Origin of the sequence: Sphingomonas sp. PvP018, assembly GCF_017876865.1 — a bacterium.
GTDB classification, from domain to species: Bacteria; Pseudomonadota; Alphaproteobacteria; order Sphingomonadales; family Sphingomonadaceae; genus Sphingomonas; species Sphingomonas aerolata.
The window spans coordinates 935,032-956,192 of sequence record NZ_JAGIOU010000001.1; the positions used below are offsets into that span (position 1 = coordinate 935,032).

The following is a 21,161-nucleotide window of genomic DNA, read 5'->3' on the forward strand; positions in this document are numbered from 1 at the left end:
AAAAAACCGAACTTTGCGCCTATGTGCGCGGCTCCCATGGCAACCATACTCCCCACTCCGCCCAAGATCGGCATGGTCTCGCTCGGCTGTCCGAAGAACCTCGTCGACAGCGAGCGGATCCTCACGCAGCTGCGCGGCGACGGCTATCAGATGTCGCCCGACTATGCCGGTGCCGACGTTGTCCTCGTCAACACCTGCGGCTTTCTTGATTCGGCGAAGGAAGAAAGCCTCGAGGCGATCGGTGAAGCCATTGCCGAGAACGGCCGCGTCATCGTCACCGGCTGCATGGGCAAGGAAGCCGAGGCGATCCGCGCGCGCTTCCCGCAGGTGCTCGCGATCACCGGTGCGCATGAATATGAGCAGGTCGTCGGCGCGGTCCACGAAGCCGCCCCGATGCCGCCCTCCGCATTCCTCAACCTGATCCCCGACGCCGGACTCAAGCTGACGCCGCGCCACTACAGCTATCTGAAGATCTCGGAAGGCTGCAACCATCGCTGCTCCTTCTGCATCATTCCGAGCCTGCGCGGCGATCTCGTCAGCCGTCGTCCCGACGCGATCCTGCGCGAAGCCGAAAAGCTCGTCGCCGCGGGCACGAAGGAGTTGCTGGTCATCAGCCAGGACACGTCGGCCTACGGCGTCGACCTGCGCCACTCGGTCTGGCCGCTGAAGGGTGGTGGCGAGGTTCGTGCGCACATGACCGATCTCGCGCGCGAACTCGGCAAGATCGCGCCGTGGGTGCGGCTGCATTACGTTTACCCCTATCCGCACGTCGACCACGTCATCCCGCTGATGGCGGAGGGCCTGGTGCTGCCCTATCTCGACATCCCGTTCCAGCATGCCGCGCCAGCGGTGCTGCGCCGGATGAAACGCCCCGGCAACGACGCCAAGGTGCTCCAGCGCATTCACAAATGGCGTGAGATCGCGCCCGACATCACGATCCGCTCGACCTTCGTCGTCGGCTTCCCCGGCGAGACCGAGGAGGATTTCCAATATCTGCTCGACTGGCTCGACGAGGCGCAGCTCGACCGCGTCGGCGCGTTCCGGTTCGAACCGGTCGAGGGCGCGGCGGCCAACCTGCTGCCGGACCATGTGCCCGAGGAGCTCAAGGAAGAGCGCTACGCCCGGATCATGGAAAAGACCGCGGCGATTTCCGCGGCCAAGTTGCAGGCCAAGATCGGCCGGACCCTCGACGTGATCATCGACGTGGTCGACGACGAGGGGGCGACGGGTCGCTCACAGGCGGATGCGCCCGAGATCGACGGCGAGGTCTTCCTGCGCGACGCAGGTCACCTGACGGTCGGCGATATCGTACCCGTGACGATCGAAGATGCGGACGAACATGATCTGTACGGCGTGCCGGTCTGACGCGCCTGCGTCGGTCCTGACGCAACGATACTACCCCAAGGTGCAGGCGAAAATACCTGCACCTTGGGGCACACGCGTTCAGACGACGTTGCGACCGGTGAACAGCTTCACGAGCACCACGATCACTGCAATAACGAGCAGGATGTGGATCAACCCGCCCGCGACGTGAAAGGCGAAACCGGCAAGCCAGAGGACGAGCAAGATGACGGCGATGGTCCAGAGCATGGCAGTTCCCAATCTGTTGTGATGACGTGATCGATGCCGCTGAAACGTCCCCGCGCTCGAGCGTGTTCCGCCGTTTAACCTGATATGGGTTAAGCTCCTCAGCTGGCTCGACATTAAGTTGCGGCGTTGCACCGCCACCCGCCTTCTGCTTCGATGTCGCCATGCTGTTTCGCCTGTTCACGCTCGCCGCGCTCGCGCTTCCCCTCCCAGCCATCGCCCAGTCGCTCACGCCTGCGGAAACCTCGCAGATCGATACGCTCGTTGCCGGTTCGCTCCGCGATACGGGCGTCCCGTCCGCATCGATCGCGATCGTGCGCGGCGGGCGGATCATATTCGCCAAGGCCTATGGCAAGCCGTCGGAAACGATCGCCGTGGCGGATCCGGCGTTGCCCTACCAGATCGCGTCGATTTCGAAGCAATTCACCGCCGCCGCGATCCTGCTGCTCGAGGATGAGGGCCGGCTGAGCCTCGACGATACGGTGGCAAAATATGTCCCCGGCGTGACCGGCGGCGACCGCATCACGATCCGCCAGTTGCTCAGCCACACCTCGGGCCTGCAGGACTATTGGCCGCAGGATTACAGCTTTGCGGCAATGGCGACCCCCGTCACGCCGCAGCAGATCGTCGATCGCTGGGGGAAGAAGCCGCTCGATTTCGAGCCGGGCACGCAGTGGCAATATTCCAACACCGGCTATGTCGTCGCGGGCCTGATCGTCGAGAAGATCGCGAAACAACCGCTGCTCGACTTCCTGCAGCAGCGCATCTTTAAGCCGCTCGACATTCGCGCGCTCGATCAGGACAAGGCGATCGGCAAGGGCTTTCCGCAAGGCTATGGCCGTTTCGCGCTCGGGCCCGTCCGTCCCGAGACGCCGAGTGCGCCCGGCTGGCTCTACGCCGCGGGCGAGCTGTCGATGAGTGCGCGGGACCTCGCCAAATGGGACGTCGCGCGCCTTACCCGAACCACATTGCCCGCGGACGACTGGGCGGCGCAGGAGACCCCGGTCAGGCTCGTCGACGGATCGACCAATGGCTATGGCCTCGGCGTCTCGACCGGCACCGCCAACGGCCGCCGCTATGTCGAGCATAGCGGCGAGGCGGTCGGGTTCCTTTCCGAGAACATCGTGTATCCCGACGATCAGGCGGCGATCGTCGTGCTGACCAACAGCTGGTTCAGCGATGCGGTCGGGCGGATCTCGAGCGGGATCGCGAACATCGTCCTGCCACCCCCCGCGGCGAGCGCAGAGGATGCCGCCGCCCTGCCCAGGGCACGCGCGGTCTATGATCAGCTCCGCACCGGAACGCTCGACCGCAGCCGGCTGACCGAGGACGCCAATTTCTATTTCAAGCCGGTCGCGCTCGCGGACTATAAGTCGAGCCTCGGCGCGCTTGGCGAACCGACCGGTTTTGCGCAAACCGGCCGCGCCCGCTTGCGCGGCGGCTTCGTCAACCGCACCTATCGCATCACCTATCCCGACCGCACGCTGTCGCTCAGCACCTATGCCGAACCCGGCGCGAACGGCCGGTACGAACAATTCCTCGTGGCTCCCTCTCAGTAACTGGCACGCAATGACCGATTTCGCTTCCCTGCTTCAGCCCGACCGCGGCCAGCCCGCCACGCCGATCCACGTCGTCCGTCCGGAGGAGTTTGCGAGCTGGCTCGGTGCTCAGCCGCCGCGCATTCGCACCGCGGTCGCGGCGCATGGCCTGACCGGCAAGCCCGGCGACCGCGCCGTGCTGCCCGGCGACACCCCTGACACATGGTCGATGCTGCTCGTCTGTGACGAGGCGATGTCGTCGCCGTGGCGGATCGCTTCGCTCGGCGCCTCGCTCCCCGCTGGCACCTACCGCCTTGCGCAGGGTGACGTCGGGGGTGCGGGCCTTGGCTGGATGCTCGCACAGCATCAGTTCGATCGCTATCGCAAACCCGCCGGCAAGCCCGCGCGCGTATTGCTGACGAGCGATGCCGCGTCGATCGAGCCGACGATCCGTCTTGCCGAGGCGACCGCTATGGTCCGCGACCTCGTCAACACCGGCGCATCGGATCTCGGCCCCGCCGAGCTCGAGGCGGCGGTCGAGACGCTCGCCGCCCGGCATGGCGCAACCGTGACGACGACGCGCGGCGACGCGCTCGCCAGCGGCTATCCGATGATCCACGCGGTCGGCCAGGCGGCGTCGGAGGCACGCGCGCCCCGGCTGATCGAGCTCGAATGGGGCGACCCCACGCACCCGCGCGTCGCGCTGGTCGGCAAGGGGGTCTGCTTCGACTCGGGCGGCCTCGACATCAAGCCGTCGGCCGGCATGCGACTGATGAAGAAGGACATGGGCGGCGCAGCGCACACGCTTGCACTGGCCGGGCTGGTAATGGGGGCGAAGCTCCCCGTCCGCCTCCACCTGCTCATTCCTGCGGTCGAGAACGCGATAGCCGGCAATGCCTTCCGCCCGGGCGACGTGCTCGACACGCGACAGGGCATGACGGTCGAAAATACCAATACCGATGCCGAGGGGCGGCTCGTCCTCGGCGACGCGCTAACCCGCGCGGTCGAGCATCGGCCCGCGCTGATCCTCGACTTCGCGACGCTGACGGGCGCGGCGCGGGTCGCGCTCGGCCCTGATCTTCCGCCGTTGTTCACCGACGACGAAGCGCTCGCGGCCGAGCTGGTCGCCGCCAGCCACGCACAAGCCGACCCGCTCTGGCGGATGCCGTTGTGGAACGGGTATGACGACATGCTCAAGTCGGACATCGCCGATCTGGTCAACGCGCCTGATGGCGGTTTTGCCGGCGCGATCACCGCGGCGCTGTTCCTGCGCCGCTTCGTGCGGCCCGGCATCGCCTGGGCGCATCTCGACGTGTTCGCGTGGCGCCCGACTGCGAAGCCCGGCCGGCCCAAGGGGGGCGAGGCCTATGCGCTGCGCGCCGCCTTCGCGATGCTGAGCACGCGGTACGGCGCCCCCTGACCAAAGGCCTGACGCGGCACGCCCGACGATAAGGCGTGCCGCGCTCCCGACGGATCAGCCGACGCCGTCGATGCTCGCCGCGGCCTCGATGATCGGGACGAACTTGTCCGCAGTCAGGCTGGCGCCACCGACCAGCGCACCGTCGACATTCGCGGTCGCCAGGATGGCGGCTGCGTTGCTGCCGGTCACCGACCCGCCATAGAGGATCCGCACCCCCGCTGCCGCATCGCCGATCAGCATGCGCAGCTTCGCCCGCGCGATCGCATGGATCGCGGCGATCTCGTCGAGCGTCGGGGTGCGCCCGGTACCGATCGCCCAGCGCGGCTCATAGGCCAAGGTGAACCAGCTCCCGTCCGCATTGTCGGGCACCGACTTCTCGATCTGCGCCTGCACGACCCGTTCGGCCCGGTCGGCATCGCGTTCCGCCTCGGTCTCGCCGCAGCACAGGATGACGCGCAGCCCCTGCCGCCGCGCCGCCGCCGCCTTCGCCCAGGCGTCGTGGCTGGTTTCGTGCTGGTCAGCACGGCGTTCCGAATGACCGACGATCGTGAAGCGCGCACCCGCTTCCTTCACCATCCCCGCTGACACGCAACCCGTGTGCGCGCCCGAATCGGCCTCATGCACATCCTCGGCACCGATCGCGAGCGCCGGCGCGCGATCGGCCGCTGCGGCGATCAGCGTGAAGGGCACCGCAATCTCCACATCGACGTCCGGCGCGGCCGCCGCCGCCGCCGCAATCGCGTCGAGTTCGGCCAGCGCCGCGCGCGACCCGTTCATCTTCCAGTTTCCCGCTACCAACTTGCGCCGCATCGCACTCTCCCGATCATCATCGGTCCCGGATAGCGCCGACACCGAACGGCACAAGCTTGAAGCGCGCCGATGCGCACCGTAAAGCGGAAGGAACTCAGTCCCTGTCGATCGGCCATTCATGCTCAGTTTCTTCCGCCGCCTCACCCAGTCGAGGTTCGGCGTGATCATCACCTTCGGCATCCTCGGCGTCATCGCACTCGCCTTCGCGGCGGGTGACATGACCGGGTTGGGCGGCGGAGCAAGCGGCATCGCTGCGGACGACGTTGCCACGGTCGGCAAGGCGGACGTGACGGCGAACGAGCTTCGCACGCGTGTCCAGACCGAGATGGAAGGTTTCCGCCAGCAGCAGCCGACGCTCGACATGGCAAGCTATGTCCAGCAGGGCGGCTTCGACGGTACGCTGGACCGCATCACGGCGAGCCTCGCGCTCGAGCAGTTCGGCCGGCAGCAGGGCATGGTCGTCAGCAAGCGCGCGGTCGACGGGCAGATTGCCAGCATCCCCGCACTGCAGGGCCCGACCGGCAAATTTGATCCGTCCCTGTATCAGCGCGTGCTGGTCGAACGAAAGCTGACCGACGCGCAGATTCGCGCCGATATCGTCCGCGACACCTATGCGCAGCAGCTGATCCTGCCGACGCGCGGCGCGTCGCAGGTCCCGAGCCAGCTCGCCCTCCCCTTCGCCTCGTTGCTGCTCGAGAAGCGCAGCGGTCTGGTCGGCTTCATCCCGACCGCGGCGGTGCCCACCGGCCCAGCGCCGACCGACGCCGAACTGAACGCCTTCTATCGTCGCAACGTCGCGCGCTACACGATCCCCGAACGCCGCGTCATCCGCTACGCCGTCGTCGACGCGGCGCAGGTGAAGGCGCAGGCCGTCCCGACCGACGCCGAAATCGCCGCGCAATATAAGCAGGATCGCGCCCGCTATGCCCCGACGGAGAAGCGTACGATCACGCAGGTCGTCGTCGCCGATCAGGCGGGTGCAGCCGCGATCGCTGCCAAGGTGAAGGCCGGAACCGCGATCGCCGACGCCGCCCGCGCCGCCGGTCTCGAAGCATCGACCCAGACGGCTGTCGAAAAGGCCGCCTATGCCGGCACGACCAGCCCGCAGGTCGCGGATGCCGTGTTCGCGGCAGCGAATGCCGCGGTCGTCGGCCCTGTCCGTACGCCGCTCGGCTGGACGATCGCTCGCATCGATTCGATCCAGAACGTCCCCGCCAAGACCCTCGACCAGGCACGCGGCGAGATCGCCACAGCGCTCAGCGCGCAAAAGGCGCAGGCAGCGCTCGGCAAGATCCATGACGCGATCGACGACGGCCTGTCGGACAATGCGACGTTCGACGAGATCATCGCGGACCGCAAGCTGACCGCCACCACCACGCCCGGCCTCGTCGCCAACGGCACCAACCCCGACGCGCCCGGCACCCAGCCCGACGCCGCGCTCGCGCCGATCGTGAGCGCCGCGTTCCAAGCCGCGGAAGGCGATGCACCGCAGATGGTCCAGACCGGGTCGGACGGCAGCTTTGCGGTCGTCGCGCTCGGCCGCGTCGTTCGTGCCGCACCCCGTCCACTCGCACAGGTCCGTCCTGCCGTGATGCGCGACCTGATGGCCGACCGCGCCAGTCAGGCTGCCCGCAAATATGCCAATGCCGCGCTTGCACGGATCAACAAGGGTATGCCGCTGCAGCAGGCGCTCGGGCAGTCGGGCTTCCCGGTCCCGCCCGCGCGTCCCGTCACGGCGTCGCGCGCGCAGATCATGCAGAACCCCGAAAACACCCCACCCGTGCTGCGCCTGATGTTCAGCATGGCGCAGGGTACCGCCAAGACGATCGCCGGCCCCGATGGCTGGTTCGTGGTCAAGCTCGACAAGATCGATCGCGGCAATGCGACCGGCAACCAGGCGGCGATCCAGGCCGCTCGCGGTTCGATCGCGCGCAGCGTCGGCCGCGAATATGTCGACCAGTTCGTCAAGGCCGTCCGCGCGCAGGTCGGCGTGAAGACCGATCCGAAGGCCGTCGCCCGCGTCCGGGCCGAACTGCTGGCACAGGGTGGTTCCAATAACTGAGCTCGCACGCGCGGCGCTCGCCGCCGGACGCCCCGCCCTCGTCTGGCGGCGGCAGGTCGCCGACACGGAGACGCCGGTCGCCGCCGCCCTCAAGCTCATCGAGCCGGGGCGTGGCGACTTCCTGCTCGAGTCGGTCGAGGGCGGCGCAACACGCGGACGGCACAGTCTGATCGGCCTTGCGCCCGACCTGCTGTTCCGTGCCGCGGGTCATCGTGCCGAGATCAACCGTCACTGGTCGACGGATCGCGAGGCGTTCGAGCCCTGTGCGCTGCCCACACTCGATGCCCTGCGCGCTCTGGTCGCCGAATGCCGCAGCGACGTCCCGGAGGAGCTGCCACGCGCGCTCGCCAGTCTGGTCGGCTATTTCGGCTATGAGACGGTCGGTCTGGTCGAGACCCTGCCGCAACCCGACAGCGATCCGCTCGGCCTGCCCGACATGATCTTCGTGCGTCCCTCGGTGGTTCTCGTCTTCGACCGGCTCGCCGACGCGCTATTTCTCGTCGCCCCCGCCTGGCCGGATCCCGCGATGGATCCCGACACGATCGTCGCGCGTGCCGAAGAAAGGCTCGACGCCGTCGCCGCGAAGCTCATGACCACGCCGGTACCGGCGCCGGTCCGGGCGGTCTCACCCGAGCCGTCCTACACGCCGGCGCTGTCGCCGGATCGCTACGGCGCGATGGTCGCGCGTGCGAAGGACTATATCGTGGCCGGGGACATCTTCCAGGTCGTCCTGGCCCAGCGCTTCAGCACGCCGTTCACGCTCCCGCCGTTCGAGCTCTATCGTTCGCTCCGGCGGATTAATCCGTCGCCTTTCCTCTATCACCTCGATCTTCCCGGCTTCGCGCTGATCGGATCCTCACCCGAGATCCTCGTCCGCGTGCGCGACGACGAGGTGACGATCCGCCCGATCGCCGGGACCCGCCCGCGGGGCCGCAGTGCTGCGGAAGACGAGGCGAACCGGACCAGCCTGCTGGCCGATCCGAAGGAACGCGCGGAGCATCTGATGCTGCTCGATCTCGGCCGCAACGATGTCGGGCGGGCATCGGCGCCGGGATCGGTCCGCGTCACGGCGAGCTACGGCGTCGAATTCTACAGTCATGTCATGCACATTGTCTCGAACGTCGTCGGGTCGCTCGCGCCCGGCAGCGACGCGCTCGACGCGCTGTTCGCGGGGTTCCCCGCCGGCACGGTCAGCGGCGCACCCAAAGTCCGGGCGTGCCAGATCATTGCCGAACTCGAACCCGAACGGCGGGGCGCCTATGCCGGCGGCGTCGGCTATTTCTCCCCCGACGGATCGATGGACTCGTGCATCGTGTTGCGGACCGCCGTCGTGAAGGACGGGATGATCCATGCACAGGCCGGGGCGGGAATCGTCGCCGACAGCGATCCCGTGTCCGAACAGCGCGAATGCGAGGCCAAGGCCGGGGCGATCCTCGCCGCCGCCCGCGAAGCGGTCGCGCGCGCCGGCGGGACGTCCTACGGGCAGTAATCCCGCCATCGTACACCAAACACAGTAAAAGGCCGCGGGCGTCAGGTGACGACCGCGGCCTAGGATCCGGATAACGCTCGCTGTGGCGTCAGGGATCGATAGCCTGCCCGGCAGCCTGCGCACGACGCTCGGCCGAATAGGCGCGGGCACGCGCGAGCGCACATCCCGACTGTCCGCCTGTACCGACCGGCGAACAGGTATCCGGCAACCCGCCCGCGACGCGGCCAACCTGGTCGACGGTCGCAGCCCGGTTGACCCAGCTCTGGTTCTGCGCGGCGATCGGTGCGGTATCGCGCAGTTCCTTGGGGATACGATAGGGTTGGTCGAGTGTCGAGCAGACGACGATCTCGCCATTGGTCGATGTCGGGCACTTCTGCCCAGCCCCGAGCGTGACGCTGCGGATCCGCTGCGGGGGCTGGCCTTGTTCGGCCGTCTGCTCCTGCGCCGAAGCGAGGGCGGGAAGCGCGATCAGCGCGGCGAGGACGGTGAGACGGAACATTGGTGGAAAACTCCTTGCATACGCACAACGTCTGCCGCCGCAGGTTGCTCCGTGCTGAATAGCATGCCCCGCGCTTTGCCCTGCACCGATTATGGCCGACATAATGTGCAGCGTCGCCCGATGCGCATCCCCGTTGCACCGGCTTCGACTTCGTCTATGGCGAACGCATGATCCTGGTCGTCGACAATTACGACAGCTTCACCTGGAACCTCGTCCATTATCTGATGGAACTGGGTGTCGAGGTGGAGGTCGTCCGCAACGATGCGATCTCCGCTGGACAGGCCCTGTCGTCCGGCGCGGAGGCGTTTCTCATTTCCCCCGGCCCCTGCACGCCGACCGAAGCGGGCGTCAGCCTCGACCTCGTCGCCGCCTGCGCAGATGCCGGCAGGCCGCTGCTCGGCGTCTGCCTCGGCCATCAGGCGATCGGGCAGCATTTCGGCGGCAAGGTCGAACGTGGCGGGCTGATGCACGGCAAGACGTCGCCGGTCGTCCATGACGACACCGGCCTCTACGCCGGCCTCCCTTCGCCGTTTATCGCGACGCGCTATCATTCGCTGATCGTCAACGCGGTTCCCGACACGCTGGTCGTCAACGCGACCGCGCAGGATGGCAGCGTGATGGGGTTCCGCCACGCGACGCTGCCGATCCACGGGGTGCAGTTCCACCCCGAGAGCATCGCGACCGAACACGGCCACGCGATGCTTGCCAATTTCCTGACGCTGGCGGGGATTGCGCATCAGCTGCCCGACCGCCTGCGCGAGGGGCTCGATCAATGACGACCACCGTGCTCCTGCCAGATCCGACGACGCCGCTGTCGCGCGAGACCGCGCGTGCGGCGTTTGCCGACATCCTCGACGCGCGCGCCAGCGAAGACGCGATCGCCGCATTCCTGATCGCCATGTCCGAGCGTGGCGAGACCAGTATCGAGATCGCCGAGGCCGCGCGTGCGCTGCGTGAGCGGATGATCCCGATCGATGCGCCGCCGGGCGCGATCGACGTCTGCGGCACCGGCGGCGATGGCCACCATACGCTCAACGTCTCGACCGCGGTCGCGCTCGTCGTCGCGGCCTGCGGCGTGCCGGTTGCCAAGCATGGCAACCGCGCCGCCTCGAGCAAGGCCGGCGCCGCCGACACGCTCGAAGTCCTCGGCCTCGACATGGACCGGGCGGGCGCGACGGCCGAGGCCAGCCTGCGCGACATCGGCATCGCCTTCCTGTTCGCCGCCAATCACCATCCGGCGATGAAGCGGATCACCCCGATCCGTCAGCGTATCGCCAGGCGGACGATCTTCAACCTGATGGGACCGCTCGCCAATCCCGCGCGAACGACGCGTCAGCTGATCGGCATCGCGCGGCCCGATTATGTCCCGCTCTACGCCGATGCACTCGGCCAGCTCGGTACCCAGGCCGCACTCGTCGTCTCCGGCGAGGAAGGGCTCGACGAACTGTCCGGCGCGGGCCCCAGCGTCGTTGCGTCCATCGGCAACGTCGTGCTTCCCGCGCGCGTCACGCCCGACGATGCAGCGTTGCCGCGGCATGCGATCACGGCAATTCGCGGCGGTGATGCCGCCTATAATGCAGGGGCGCTCCGCCGCCTGCTGAAGGGCGAGGCGGGTGCCTATCGTGACGCCGTCCTGCTCAACGCCGCCGCGGCCTTGATGGTCGCCGGGACAGTCCCCACCCTTGTCGCTGGCGCGGCGTTCGCCGCCACCGCCCTGGACACCGGCAGCGCCGACGCGCTGCTCGACCGCTGGATCGCCTACTGACATGACCATGCTCGACCGTATTCTCGAGACCAAGCGCGCCGAAGTCGCCGCGCGCAAGGCCACCACCTCGCTGTCGGACATCGATGCCGGCATCGCCCGCATGTCCGCGCCACGCGGCTTCCGCGCCGCGCTCGATGCGAAGTCCGGCTATGCGCTGGTCGCCGAGGTCAAGAAGGCCAGCCCGTCCAAGGGGCTGATCCGCGCCGATTTCGATCCCCCCGCGCATGCACGCGCCTATGAGGCGGGCGGTGCCGCCTGCCTCTCGGTGCTGACCGACGAGAAATGGTTCCAGGGCGCGGACGCGTATCTGTCCGCCGCGCGTGACGCCGTGTCGATCCCGGTCCTGCGCAAGGACTTCATGGTCGACCCGTGGCAGGCGACCGAGGCGCGCGCGATCGGCGCCGATGCTATCCTGATCATCGTCGCCGCACTCGACGATATCCAGATGGCGGAGATCGAGGCCTCAGCGCTCGAATGCGGCATGGACGTACTCGTCGAGATCCACGACGCGCACGAACTCGATCGCGCGCTCAAGCTCAAATCGCGGCTGATCGGGGTCAACAACCGCGACCTGCGCGACTTCACGGTCGATTTCCAACGGACCTACGATCTGGTCGACAAGGCCCCGCGCGACTGTACCTTTGTTGCCGAAAGCGGGCTGACGACGCGCGCCGACCTCGACGCGATGGCCGAGCGCGGGATCCGGTGCTTCCTGATCGGGGAAGCGCTGATGCGCCAGGACGATGTCGAGGCCGCGACCCGGGCACTGGTCGGATGAGCCAGCTGACGCATGTCGATGCGGCGGGTGCCGCGCGGATGGTCGATGTCGGCGGCAAGACGCCGACCGCACGCGAGGCGGTCGCGACCGGCCGGATCACCATGTCGGCCGAGGCCGCGCGCGCGATCGCCGAGGGATCGGCAAAGAAGGGCGACGTCATCGCGGTCGCGCGCGTCGCGGGGATCATGGCCGCCAAGCGCACCAGCGACCTGATTCCGCTCTGCCATCCATTGCCGCTGACCAAGATCACGCTCGACCTCGACGTCGACGACAGCGGCGTCACCGCGACCGCGACCGTCGCGACCGACGGCAAGACCGGCGTCGAGATGGAGGCGCTCACCGCGGTCGGTGTTGCACTGCTGACGGTCTACGACATGGCCAAGGCGATCGACAAAGCGATGGAAATCGACGGGATCCGCCTGCTCGAAAAGCGCGGCGGCAAGTCCGGGGACTGGTCCGCACCGCGCTGACGCGGGCAGACCAGTCTTCCGTCGTTACAACCCGATCTGCAGGCTTGCGCGTAGCGACAATGCGGCACGTCCCTGCTGCTCCTCGGCGTTGAATTCGCCGCCGAAGCGGAACGCCGCATTGCCGCCGACCGCGCGCAGCTTGCCAACCCAGCCGCTTGTGCGCTCCTCGGGTGTCAGCGTGAACGCGGTCCCGCCGGCAAAGGCCGCGGTCGTCGCACCCAGCCCCCCGCCAACGAGCTCGCGTCGTCCGCCCTCAAGCTCGAAGCGGAACCAGCCTGCGTCCTGGTTCTGCCCCCCGAGATCGAGACCCAGCGCCGCGCTGCCGGTGACCGCCAGTTCGTCGCTGCTGCGTGACTGGACGACCAGATCGATCGCGGTGCCGCCCCCGGTTTCGCTATAGCCGTCCTCCTTCAGCTTGTAATAATCGACCGCGATGATCGGCCGGAACGAGATATTGCCCAGATCGGCATCATAGGACAGGCCGCCCGACGCCGAGTAGAGCGTGCCGTTCCAGTCCGCGCTCGAGACGCGTTGCACCGCCTCGGTCCCCGCGGTGCCGGCGAAGCGCCGCACGCCGTCGAACCCGATCCGTGCGCCCGAGGCGCGGGCATTGGCGTTCAGCCCACCCCAGTGCCCACGCCAATAGGCCGCGAGCTCATACTGGTTGGAGCTGACTTCATTGCTGGTCCCCTCATCGGCATCGCGGCCGCTGAGATAGGCGAGCGACGCACCGATATTGCCCAGCCCGGTCTTGTATTCGGCCCCGCCGGAGACGCCCCAGCCGGTCACGTCATAGCCGCCGGTATTGCCGATGCTCTTCGACGTGCCCCAGCCGACCTGGCTGACCCAATAGCCCCACTGCCCCTCGTCCTTGAACGGGCCGTGCGGGTCGGCGATCACCCGGGCGGTCGCACGCGAGCCCATCGTCACGGTCTCGAACGTCCCGCCGGCATGATCCGGAAGCATCTGGCGCAGCGATCCGCGAAATGCGTCGCCGTCATTGATGTTCAGGAACGCCTGGCCGACCTTGGCGTCGGTGCCGAGCGCCGCATAGACTGCGTTGTAGGCGGAGGTCTGCGAGCGGTTGAGGCCGAGTTCGACCGTGGTCTTGCGGACGATGTCGATCGCAACGTCGTTGCCCGTGCCCGTCGCGACGTTCCCCTTATACAGGAACGGCAACAGCGTGGTCGAGGCGGTCAGGTTTGCAGCACCGGTCAGGCTCCCCGCGCGCAGGACGGTGTACCGTCCTTCCGCACCGGTGATGCTGGCCAGCTTGAGCGCGAGCTTGGTGTCCTTCTCGAACGACGCTACCCCGGCGACGGTGATCGACGTCCCCGTCCCCCCGGTCTTGTCCAGCGTCACCGCCAGCACGCTGCCCGAGCCCATCGCCAGCGACGCGATCGTTGCCGCCTTGGTCAGGTCGAGCGTACCGCCCGCGACCGTCACCGCCAGCCCGCCGCTGTTTGCGAGCGTGCCCGAAAAGCGCGAGGTCCCGCCGATGGTCAGCGTGTCTGCCCCGCCACCGAAATCCGCCGCGCCGCTGAACACCGCCGTCCCGGCAAGTGCCATCGTGTCGTTGCCGGTGCCGAAGAGCGCCGTCCCCGCATAGGCTGCGTCGCCCGACAGCGCGAGACGGTTCGCGCCGCCGCCGAACCGGGTCGTCCCCGACGCGGTGCCATCGGCGATCTCGAAAACGTCGTTCCCCGTACCGAAGCGGACGTCACCGACGATGCTCGGCGCCGTGACGCCCGCCGCGACCGCGGTCTGGCGGACGGTGGCGCCCGCCGTCGCTGCGGACAGGTCGATCGCGACGTTGCGCTCCGACGTTGCCAGTGCGCCGCTGGCGGTGATCGCCCCGCTATTCTCCACCAGCGTGACCCGGCCGGACCGGTCGAGGATCGCGGTGGCGCTGCCATCGGCTGCCTGTGCGCTCGCCTTGATCGTCCCGCTGTTGCGGATCGTGCCGACCGTCGCGCCCGCCTCGACGAGGACCGCGCTCGACAGCGACGCGGTCGTGCCGCCGCCCGCCGCCGCGATCGTCCCGGCATTGCGCAGTTCGGGGGTCGTCGTGCCGCTGCCGATCCGGATCGCGGTCGCACTCGCCCCATTGGCCTGCGCCTGGACCGTGCCGTTGACCGCGATCCCGTTGGCGATCGACACGGCGCCACCCAGGCCGCCGATCGACAGCCCGGTCGCGGTGACACCCGCATAGACACCGCTGCCACCGATGCCGCCATCGACGATCAGCCCGAAATTCGTGCCGCTACCCGCGACTGCGCCGATCGCGACCGCATTGGTCGCCGACCCGATCTGGACCGCTGGTGCCGCACCATAGGCGGTGACCATGGCCGATCCCTCCTTGCTGTCGTCGATCCCGTCCTTGTCCTCGTCATTGTCGGTCGTGCTGGCATCCTTTGGCGGCACCGCGAAGATGATCCCGCCAGATACGTTGCCCGCGACGACCAGCGCCGAGCCGACCTGCAACAGGTCGTCGGCATCGAGCTTCGACGGATCCGCCGGCGCGGTCGTGGTACGGTAGCCAGTCGCGCCGAGCGAACCCTGCACCACCAGCGCACCGGTGATCGCGCCATCGAGCCGGACCGCCACGGCCCCCTGCCCGATCGCCGCGACCGTTCCGGCGAGCCGGACGTTGCCGGTAATGTCGCCCGCCCGTACGCCGACGACGTTCGTCCCCGTCACCGCAATCGTGCCCTCGGTCTTGAGCGCACCGGACAGCGGGCCGCCGAGCCAGATCCCTGCGGACTCGTTCCCTTCGACCGTGATCGCGCCCGTATTGGCGATGGCGCCGCTATAGGCGCCCGCGGTGCGGATGCCGGTACGGCCGCTGCCCGCAGCGAAGGGGCCGTCGAGATCGCCATCCTTGTCGACATCGGTCGCTTCATAGGTCTCGTCGACGATGATCTTGCCGCTGTTCGTGATACCGCCGCCGGTCCCCGCAACCGCAAGAATGCCCGTCGCATTGTCCGCGTTGGTGATCTGGACGGTGCCTTCGTTGGTGACGGCATGCACGCTGTCGATCGTCACCGCCGTGCCGCCGGCAGGGGTCACCGATCCCGCGGCCGTGATCCGGATCGCATCCGGCGCCCCGGCCTTCACGGTCGAGGTCCGCACCGCATCGGTGCGCTTGGTCTCGATCGTGGTCTGCGCATGGGCCGGAACGACCGCCATCAGGCAGGTAGAGGCAAGCAGGATACGACGCATGAACCAGGTCCCTTTTCGAATATGTTTCGAACACAGGACGGAACCATTGCCGCGCAGCCTTGCTGGCCTGCGCAGCTTTTCAGAATGCCGCGTCTATCCCCAGGCGCAAGGTGCGGGGCCGCAATGGCGTGATCTGGCCGCTGCCGATCTGGAACGGCGTGCCAAGCGCGAAGCGATTGCCGGTGCCATCCGTCAGATTGGTTACGCCGAGCGTCAGACCCAGTGTCGGCCGGCCGACCCGCATTGTCAGCGCGGTGTCGAGATAATCGCCCTGCTCCTCCCCGAGCACCGGGCCGATACCGAGCCGGGAGCGGCCGACATAGCGCGCCCAGCCATAGACCCGCAGATCGAGTTCACCGTGGAGCGGCCGGCTATAGTCGAGCCCCAGCCGCCCTGCGAACCGGGCAATATTGGGAACCTGGCTCATCCGCGCGAACGCCAGTGCATAGGCCTGGCTGGGTTCGGTCACCCGGCTGTCGTTATAGGTCAGCCCGGCGTCGATCGTGAGCCCGGCGACCGGTCGCCAGGCGGCTGCCGCGCTTGCCGACCAGATCCGGCCGTTGCCGATATTGGCAGTGCTCGGCAGCCCCGACCCGTCGATGAAGTCCGCCTGGATATCGTCCCACAGCGTATGTGACAGCCCGGCCGACACGGATACCGGATCAATCCCGCTCTGCCCGAACCGTATGCCGCTTTCGATCGTGCGGACCCGGTCGTTGCGGAACCGCCGGACGAAGTCGCTCTCGATCGCGAGCCCGCCGGGCCGGAACCCCTGCTGGTACCGGGCATAGAGCGACAGCCGCGGCAGCACGGTTGCGATCAGCGATCCGGACGGCAACAGGCTCGTTTCACGACGACTGGCGGTCACCTGCGCACGCGCGAGCGCGACCGGAGCGAGGGCCTCCGCCAGATCCTGGCCCGTTCCCGACAGCGCGGCCCGTGTCACGCGCGCGCCGCCGGTCGCGATCAATCCGGGGAACAGCGCGACGCTGGCCTCGCCATAGAGCGTCGCCTCGTCGATCCGGTTGGTAACGCCCGTCACGGGCACCGGTGCCTCGACTGCGCCGAGTGCGCGCGACAGCCGCGTCCGGTTGTGCGTGAAGCTGCCGCCCACCACCCAGCCGAAGCCGGCGCGCATCGGCCGCCACAGCCGGGTCTCGTTGGTCAGCATCGCGGTCGCGTTGCGCTGCACGAACAGCCGCGGATCGCCGTTCACCATGGTGGCGTCATAGCGTTCCGTCAGCGTCTGCCCGACGATCGCCGTCGACGATCGCAGCATCAGGCCGCCAAGCGTGCCCGACACGACCAGATCGCCCATCCGGTAGTCCGCACCGAAGCCCTGTACGACGGCACTGTTCCGCGTGCGGGGCGGCGCGTCGCGATCGGTATATTGGCTGTCGTCGCCGCGGGTCCGCTGGTACACGCCGCCCAGATCGAGCGTCCAGTTGCGCCCCAGATCGACACGCAGCGTACCCCGCCCTCCGGCGATGCTGGTGCGGTTCACGTCGCTCTGCCCAAGTGTCGGGTTGTCGATATACCCGCCCTCCGTCACCGCATAGCCCACGATACGCAGCGCCATCCGGCCCTCCATCACAGGCAGGTTGAGCGTCGCGCCGATGTCGCCGCCGGGGTCGCCATGCGTCGTCGCGGACACGCCCGTCGCGATGGCGGCCGTCGTGTCGTCGATCACCGGCGCGTTGGGGACCGTGCGGATGATGCCGCCAAGCGACCCTGCGCCGTAGAGGGTGCCCTGTGGCCCCTCGAGCACCTCGACCGACGCGATATCGTAGAGCCGCAGGTCGGGATCGGGCGCGTTGTAGCTGAGCCGGATGTCGCCGAGATACTGGCCGACGGTCGTCTGCGTCGGGCCGGTGAAGCTCGAATCCGCAATGCCGCGAATGAACAGCTTGTTGCGCCCCGCACCGAGATGCGTCGACGACACGCTCGCCAGCCGCGCCAGCACCGCGTCGCTGCCCCCCGCGCCGCCAAGCGCCAGGTCGATTCCGTCGAGATGCGCGACCTGCCCGGCGAAATCGCGCAGCCGGGTGTCCCGCTTGCTGGCGGCGACGATGATATCGGCCCCTGCGATGGTCGGTACTGCCGGCGCGGCATTCGCGGTCGCCCCCGGCAGACGGCGCTGCGCCGCAGGTGGCGGCGCGGCACGCGCGACCAGACGCCACCCCCCGGCCCCTGCGGACCGTATCGTCGACCCCGTCGACCGTGCGAGCTTTGCGAGCGCCTGCCGCGCCGTGAAGCGTCCCCGGATCGCGGGGACGGGTCGTGCCCACAGGACCGGGTCGTCGACGGCGATGCTGACCCCCGCCTGCCGCCCCAGTGCCAGGACGGAGTCGCCCAGGCGGCCCGCGCGAAGGTCGAGCGACACCGGCCCCGCCGCCGCGGACGCAGCGGTCAGCCCGGCGATCGCCACCATAACGACAAAGACCCCGCCCCGCCGGATCACCGTGCCGACATCGTCCAACCCTGTGCGGACCGCCGCATCGTCACGTCGAGCAGTGCGGCGAGCGGCATGGGGTCCCGCGCGAGCCCTGCCGTGGCGATCGTCGCACGGACGCGGCGGTCTGCGATCTCCGGTTCCACCGCGATCGTGATGCCCAGCGTTCGCGACAGATCGTCCGCGACTTCGGTCATTGGCGCATTTTCGAACGCCAGCCGCCCCTCGCGCCACAATCCGACCGCCGTGGCATCGACCGTGATCCGCATCACACCGCCGCGCGTGGCCACGACGCCCTGCCCCGCCGTCATCCGGATCGCGTTCGGACCTGGATCATAGTCGACCGCACCTTCGGACACGGCGACCCGCATGCCATCGCTGGTCCGCTTGACGTCAAAGGCTGTGCCGACATCCACCAGCCGCGTCTCGCCGACCCGGACCTCGAACGGATCCGCCGCATCATGCGCGACGACGAACATCGCCTCGCCACGATCGAGCGTCGCGATGCGCGCATCACGTCGATCGATCGTCACACGCGAACCGCCCGCGAGCATGATCCGGCTTCCCTCAGCGAGGAGGATCGTCCGCGCGGCCCCCGGCGCCGCCTCGACGGCATAGGGTTGGGGGCGGCGCTCATAGACCGAAAGGCCGGCGACGACCGCCAGCGATGCGGCGATCGCCCCGCCGGCCCACCGTCCTATCCGTTGCGGCGCACGTCGTGACGGGCCGGCCATCGGCGGCGCCACCGCCCCCGCCTGCGGCGCGCGCAGCGATGCGACGCCATCATCGATCGCGGCGTTCAGCGCGTGATAGCGCGTGGCATGCGTCGGGTCCGCCTCCATCCACGCCATGAAGCCGGGCCAGTCGTCGAATGCGGGATCGCCCGTCCGCACGATCCAGTCGAGCGCCTGTGCGTCCAATGCGGTGTCGTCCTGCGCCATCATGGCCTCCTGACTGGCTTGACGGAGACGTTCGCCTCAAACCTCATCGAGCCGCCCTTTCAACGCGATCATCGCACGATAGGCCTGCCGCAGGTCGCTTTCGACGGTGCTGAGGCTCACGCCCATCTCGTCCGCGATCGCACGTTGCGCGACCCCGTCGATCCGGTGGCGGCGAAACACCGCCGCGGCGCGTTCGCCGACCGCCTCCAGCGCGCGCGCCGCCATCCGCGCCTCTTCGCGCGCGATCAGCACGCGCTCACCCGACGGCGCATCGGACTGGCCCGCGACCGTGGCGCCGACCGCGTCGCTCCAGTCATTGTCGCGTCGGGCGGCCTGCCGGACCGCGCGATGACGGTCGAGCATGAGATTGTGCGCCGCGCGGTACAGATAGGCCAGCGGCGCGGCGATCGGTCCGCCGCGCGGCGTCCGCACACGGATCCAGAGCTCGTGCAAAAGGTCTTCCGCCGCATCCCCCGCGCCATGCGCCGACAGAAAGCGGAGCAGCGTATCGCGGTTGGCGAGGAAGACGGCCTCCAGACCCTGCGTGTCCATCCGTCGCCTATACCGTAAGAGAAAACGTCACGACCATGGCGGTTGCTCGGCCGCAGACGGCGCGCGTCAGCCCCTCACGGATGCGCGCGCCCTTGCCGCGGTGCTGCCTCAGCCTGCAACGTCGACCGGATGCGTCGCGATGATCGTCGGTCGCGCAGCGGCGAGATCGCGCGAGGCCACGCCCAGCGCCTTGAAATGGTCGGACGCCATGTGCGCCTGAACCGCGGCATCGTCGACATACAGCTCGTTGAACACGAAACGCCGGTCGCCATCGGCCTCGCGCCACAGATCGTAGTGGAGCACCCCCGGTTCATTCCGCGACGCCGCGGCGCAGATGCGGGCGGCGTCGATGAACGCCTCCTCATGGCCGGGCTTGACGGAAACGAACGCAATGACCTTCACGGGCATATCGACCTCCTGGGCGTGATTTCGCCACAGCCTGTGCGCGCCCGGCGGATGGCGCGCAACCCCGCCAAAGGGTCAGACGCCCAGTTCCGCCATCGTCACGACCCGGTGCTCGCGCGCGCTGATCTCCGCCGCGGTACCGATCGCGACCGCGCGCAGGCCATCCTCCGCGGTGACCTGTACCGGTCCCTCGCCGCGCACCGTCGCGGCAAAAGCGGCGTGCTGATAATAGGTTGCGCCTTCGTGCGAGCCTGCGGCCCGGGCCGCCGGATCGACCGAGACATGACTGCGCTCGACCGCCTTGGGGTTGAGGAATCCGACCCGTGGCGAATAGACGAGTTCGCCTGCAGGAATCAGCACGTCGAGCCGCGCCGCATCGCCCGTCGCCGACATCTCCTCCTGATTCTCCGCACCATCGGCGAACATGCTGAGATCGAGCATCGCCCGCACGCCGTTCGCGAAGTCGACCGTCGTATAGCTGTTGTCGATGATGTCCGGGCGCTCGCCGTCATAAAGTTCGTCGAGATGGTTCACGTCCATCGCGCCCGAGCAATGGACGCGCACCGCTTCCGACCCGACGATCAGCCGCATCAGATCGAAGAAGTGACAGCATTTCTCCACCATCGTCCCGCCGGTGTTCCGGGCAAACCGGTTCCAGTCGCCGACCTTGGGCAGGAAGGGAAAGCGGTGCTCGCGGATCGACAGCATCTGCAACCGGCCGACCCGGCCCGCCTGGACCTGCTCGATAAAGGCGGCAGCAGGCGGCATGAAGCGATACTCCATCCCGGTCCAGAACGGCCTGGCGTGCGCGGCGGCACGCTCGACGATCCACCGCGCATCGTCGATCGTCGTCGCCAGCGGTTTCTCGCACAGGATCGCGGCGTCCATCGCGAACAGCTGCTCGAGCACATCGCGGTGGGTGTTGTTCGGCGACGCGATGACGATCGCATCGACATCGGCGTGGTTCGCAAACGCCTCGACCGAGTCGAACCGCGCGACGCCATCGGCCCGGTCGCCCAGCGCCTCGGTCGCCCAGTCGATCGACGTCGCGACCGGATCCGCGATCGCGACGATCTCCGCACCGGGCAGGATCGCCAGGTTGCGGATGTGTTCGACGCCCATCATGCCCGTTCCGACGACACCGTATCTGATCGTGGCTACCAAGCTGTCT

The 21,161-nt window shown here is 68.4% G+C and carries 18 protein-coding genes; 9 read left to right on the forward strand and 9 right to left on the reverse strand.

Features of this window, described 5'->3' with window-relative positions:
* Window positions 1-36: 36 nt before the first annotated feature.
* Window positions 37-1,365 carry a 30S ribosomal protein S12 methylthiotransferase RimO gene (gene rimO / locus J3A66_RS03910; protein ID WP_209567286.1) on the forward strand — a complete coding sequence of 443 codons (1,329 nt, stop codon included), beginning with the start codon at window positions 37-39 and terminating at the stop codon, window positions 1,363-1,365.
* A gap of 78 nt (window positions 1,366-1,443) precedes the next feature.
* On the opposite strand, the gene J3A66_RS03915 is transcribed toward rimO, so the two are convergent.
* Window positions 1,444-1,590 carry a lmo0937 family membrane protein gene (locus J3A66_RS03915; RefSeq protein ID WP_107045915.1) on the reverse strand — a complete coding sequence of 49 codons (147 nt, stop codon included), beginning with the start codon at window positions 1,588-1,590 and terminating at the stop codon, window positions 1,444-1,446.
* Window positions 1,591-1,751: 161 nt separating this feature from the next.
* Between J3A66_RS03915 and J3A66_RS03920 the strand changes: the two genes are divergently transcribed.
* A complete protein-coding gene (locus tag J3A66_RS03920; RefSeq protein ID WP_209567288.1) occupies window positions 1,752-3,146 on the forward strand; it encodes a serine hydrolase domain-containing protein in 1,395 nt (464 codons plus the stop codon).
* A 10-nt stretch (window positions 3,147-3,156) separates the two neighbouring features.
* Window positions 3,157-4,545 (forward strand): leucyl aminopeptidase family protein, encoded by a 1,389-nt coding sequence (locus J3A66_RS03925; RefSeq protein ID WP_209567290.1) that lies wholly within the window; start codon window positions 3,157-3,159, stop codon window positions 4,543-4,545.
* A 54-nt stretch (window positions 4,546-4,599) separates the two neighbouring features.
* On the opposite strand, the gene tpiA is transcribed toward J3A66_RS03925, so the two are convergent.
* Window positions 4,600-5,355 (reverse strand): triose-phosphate isomerase, encoded by a 756-nt coding sequence (gene tpiA / locus J3A66_RS03930; RefSeq protein WP_209567292.1) that lies wholly within the window; start codon window positions 5,353-5,355, stop codon window positions 4,600-4,602.
* 118 nt (window positions 5,356-5,473) lie between these two features.
* Between tpiA and J3A66_RS03935 the strand changes: the two genes are divergently transcribed.
* Together J3A66_RS03935 and trpE are read left to right on the forward strand one after the other, a co-directional pair.
* On the forward strand, window positions 5,474-7,417 hold the full coding sequence (locus J3A66_RS03935) for a peptidylprolyl isomerase (protein WP_209567294.1): 1,944 nt from the start codon (window positions 5,474-5,476) through the stop codon (window positions 7,415-7,417).
* Window positions 7,401-8,906 (forward strand): anthranilate synthase component I, encoded by a 1,506-nt coding sequence (trpE, locus tag J3A66_RS03940; protein ID WP_107933013.1) that lies wholly within the window; start codon window positions 7,401-7,403, stop codon window positions 8,904-8,906. Before J3A66_RS03935 ends, trpE begins: the two co-directional genes overlap by 17 nt.
* Before the next feature lie 88 nt (window positions 8,907-8,994).
* Here the strand turns inward: trpE and J3A66_RS03945 are convergent, their stop codons facing one another.
* A complete protein-coding gene (locus tag J3A66_RS03945) occupies window positions 8,995-9,405 on the reverse strand; it encodes a hypothetical protein (RefSeq protein ID WP_031440380.1) in 411 nt (136 codons plus the stop codon).
* Window positions 9,406-9,572: 167 nt separating this feature from the next.
* Between J3A66_RS03945 and J3A66_RS03950 the strand changes: the two genes are divergently transcribed.
* Genes J3A66_RS03950 through moaC form a run of 4 tightly spaced genes read left to right on the forward strand, consistent with a single transcriptional unit; the run spans window position 9,573 to window position 12,418 of the window.
* On the forward strand, window positions 9,573-10,181 hold the full coding sequence (locus tag J3A66_RS03950) for an aminodeoxychorismate/anthranilate synthase component II (protein WP_166747863.1): 609 nt from the start codon (window positions 9,573-9,575) through the stop codon (window positions 10,179-10,181).
* On the forward strand, window positions 10,178-11,170 hold the full coding sequence (gene trpD, locus J3A66_RS03955) for an anthranilate phosphoribosyltransferase (protein WP_209567296.1): 993 nt from the start codon (window positions 10,178-10,180) through the stop codon (window positions 11,168-11,170). Before J3A66_RS03950 ends, trpD begins: the two co-directional genes overlap by 4 nt.
* Window position 11,171: 1 nt before the next feature.
* Complete coding sequence (trpC, locus tag J3A66_RS03960) at window positions 11,172-11,948, forward strand: indole-3-glycerol phosphate synthase TrpC (protein WP_031440383.1); 777 nt, start codon at window positions 11,172-11,174, stop codon at window positions 11,946-11,948.
* On the forward strand, window positions 11,945-12,418 hold the full coding sequence (moaC, locus tag J3A66_RS03965; RefSeq protein WP_031396379.1) for a cyclic pyranopterin monophosphate synthase MoaC: 474 nt from the start codon (window positions 11,945-11,947) through the stop codon (window positions 12,416-12,418). Before trpC ends, moaC begins: the two co-directional genes overlap by 4 nt.
* A gap of 24 nt (window positions 12,419-12,442) precedes the next feature.
* On the opposite strand, the gene J3A66_RS03970 is transcribed toward moaC, so the two are convergent.
* The 6 genes from J3A66_RS03970 to J3A66_RS03995 form a co-directional block, all read right to left on the reverse strand.
* Window positions 12,443-15,640: an autotransporter outer membrane beta-barrel domain-containing protein gene (locus J3A66_RS03970; protein WP_209567298.1), complete on the reverse strand. Its 3,198-nt coding sequence runs from the start codon at window positions 15,638-15,640 to the stop codon at window positions 12,443-12,445.
* Between the two features lie 79 nt (window positions 15,641-15,719).
* Window positions 15,720-18,101 carry a TonB-dependent receptor gene (locus tag J3A66_RS03975; protein ID WP_348633984.1) on the reverse strand — a complete coding sequence of 794 codons (2,382 nt, stop codon included), beginning with the start codon at window positions 18,099-18,101 and terminating at the stop codon, window positions 15,720-15,722.
* Window positions 18,098-19,033: a FecR domain-containing protein gene (locus J3A66_RS03980; protein WP_209567301.1), complete on the reverse strand. Its 936-nt coding sequence runs from the start codon at window positions 19,031-19,033 to the stop codon at window positions 18,098-18,100. Before J3A66_RS03980 ends, J3A66_RS03975 begins: the two co-directional genes overlap by 4 nt.
* 36 nt (window positions 19,034-19,069) lie before the next feature.
* Window positions 19,070-19,585, reverse strand: coding sequence for an RNA polymerase sigma factor (locus J3A66_RS03985; RefSeq protein WP_209567303.1), 516 nt, complete (start codon window positions 19,583-19,585; stop codon window positions 19,070-19,072).
* Window positions 19,586-19,693: 108 nt separating this feature from the next.
* Window positions 19,694-19,993, reverse strand: a complete 300-nt coding sequence (locus J3A66_RS03990) for a putative quinol monooxygenase (protein WP_031394383.1) — start codon at window positions 19,991-19,993, stop codon at window positions 19,694-19,696.
* A gap of 72 nt (window positions 19,994-20,065) precedes the next feature.
* The gene (locus tag J3A66_RS03995; protein ID WP_281064159.1) at window positions 20,066-21,154 is read right to left on the reverse strand and encodes a Gfo/Idh/MocA family oxidoreductase; all 1,089 of its coding nucleotides are present in this window, start codon (window positions 21,152-21,154) and stop codon (window positions 20,066-20,068) included.
* Window positions 21,155-21,161: the final 7 nt, after the last annotated feature.

Bases quoted from the DNA above. Each gene is read 5' to 3' on its own strand.
- J3A66_RS03915 (WP_107045915.1), bottom strand. From the start codon at position 1,590: ATGCTCTGGACCATCGCCGTCATCTTGCTCGTCCTCTGGCTTGCCGGT.
- J3A66_RS03985 (WP_209567303.1), bottom strand. From the start codon at position 19,585: ATGGACACGCAGGGTCTGGAGGCCGTCTTCCTCGCCAACCGCGATACG.
- moaC (WP_031396379.1), top strand. From the start codon at position 11,945: ATGAGCCAGCTGACGCATGTCGATGCGGCGGGTGCCGCGCGGATGGTC.
- J3A66_RS03935 (WP_209567294.1), top strand. From the start codon at position 5,474: ATGCTCAGTTTCTTCCGCCGCCTCACCCAGTCGAGGTTCGGCGTGATC.
- trpC (WP_031440383.1), top strand. From the start codon at position 11,172: ATGACCATGCTCGACCGTATTCTCGAGACCAAGCGCGCCGAAGTCGCC.
- rimO (WP_209567286.1), top strand. From the start codon at position 37: ATGGCAACCATACTCCCCACTCCGCCCAAGATCGGCATGGTCTCGCTC.
- J3A66_RS03970 (WP_209567298.1), bottom strand. From the start codon at position 15,640: ATGCGTCGTATCCTGCTTGCCTCTACCTGCCTGATGGCGGTCGTTCCG.
- J3A66_RS03945 (WP_031440380.1), bottom strand. From the start codon at position 9,405: ATGTTCCGTCTCACCGTCCTCGCCGCGCTGATCGCGCTTCCCGCCCTC.
- J3A66_RS03950 (WP_166747863.1), top strand. From the start codon at position 9,573: ATGATCCTGGTCGTCGACAATTACGACAGCTTCACCTGGAACCTCGTC.
- J3A66_RS03920 (WP_209567288.1), top strand. From the start codon at position 1,752: ATGCTGTTTCGCCTGTTCACGCTCGCCGCGCTCGCGCTTCCCCTCCCA.
- tpiA (WP_209567292.1), bottom strand. From the start codon at position 5,355: ATGCGGCGCAAGTTGGTAGCGGGAAACTGGAAGATGAACGGGTCGCGC.
- J3A66_RS03990 (WP_031394383.1), bottom strand. From the start codon at position 19,993: ATGCCCGTGAAGGTCATTGCGTTCGTTTCCGTCAAGCCCGGCCATGAG.
- J3A66_RS03925 (WP_209567290.1), top strand. From the start codon at position 3,157: ATGACCGATTTCGCTTCCCTGCTTCAGCCCGACCGCGGCCAGCCCGCC.
- trpD (WP_209567296.1), top strand. From the start codon at position 10,178: ATGACGACCACCGTGCTCCTGCCAGATCCGACGACGCCGCTGTCGCGC.
- J3A66_RS03980 (WP_209567301.1), bottom strand. From the start codon at position 19,033: ATGGCGCAGGACGACACCGCATTGGACGCACAGGCGCTCGACTGGATC.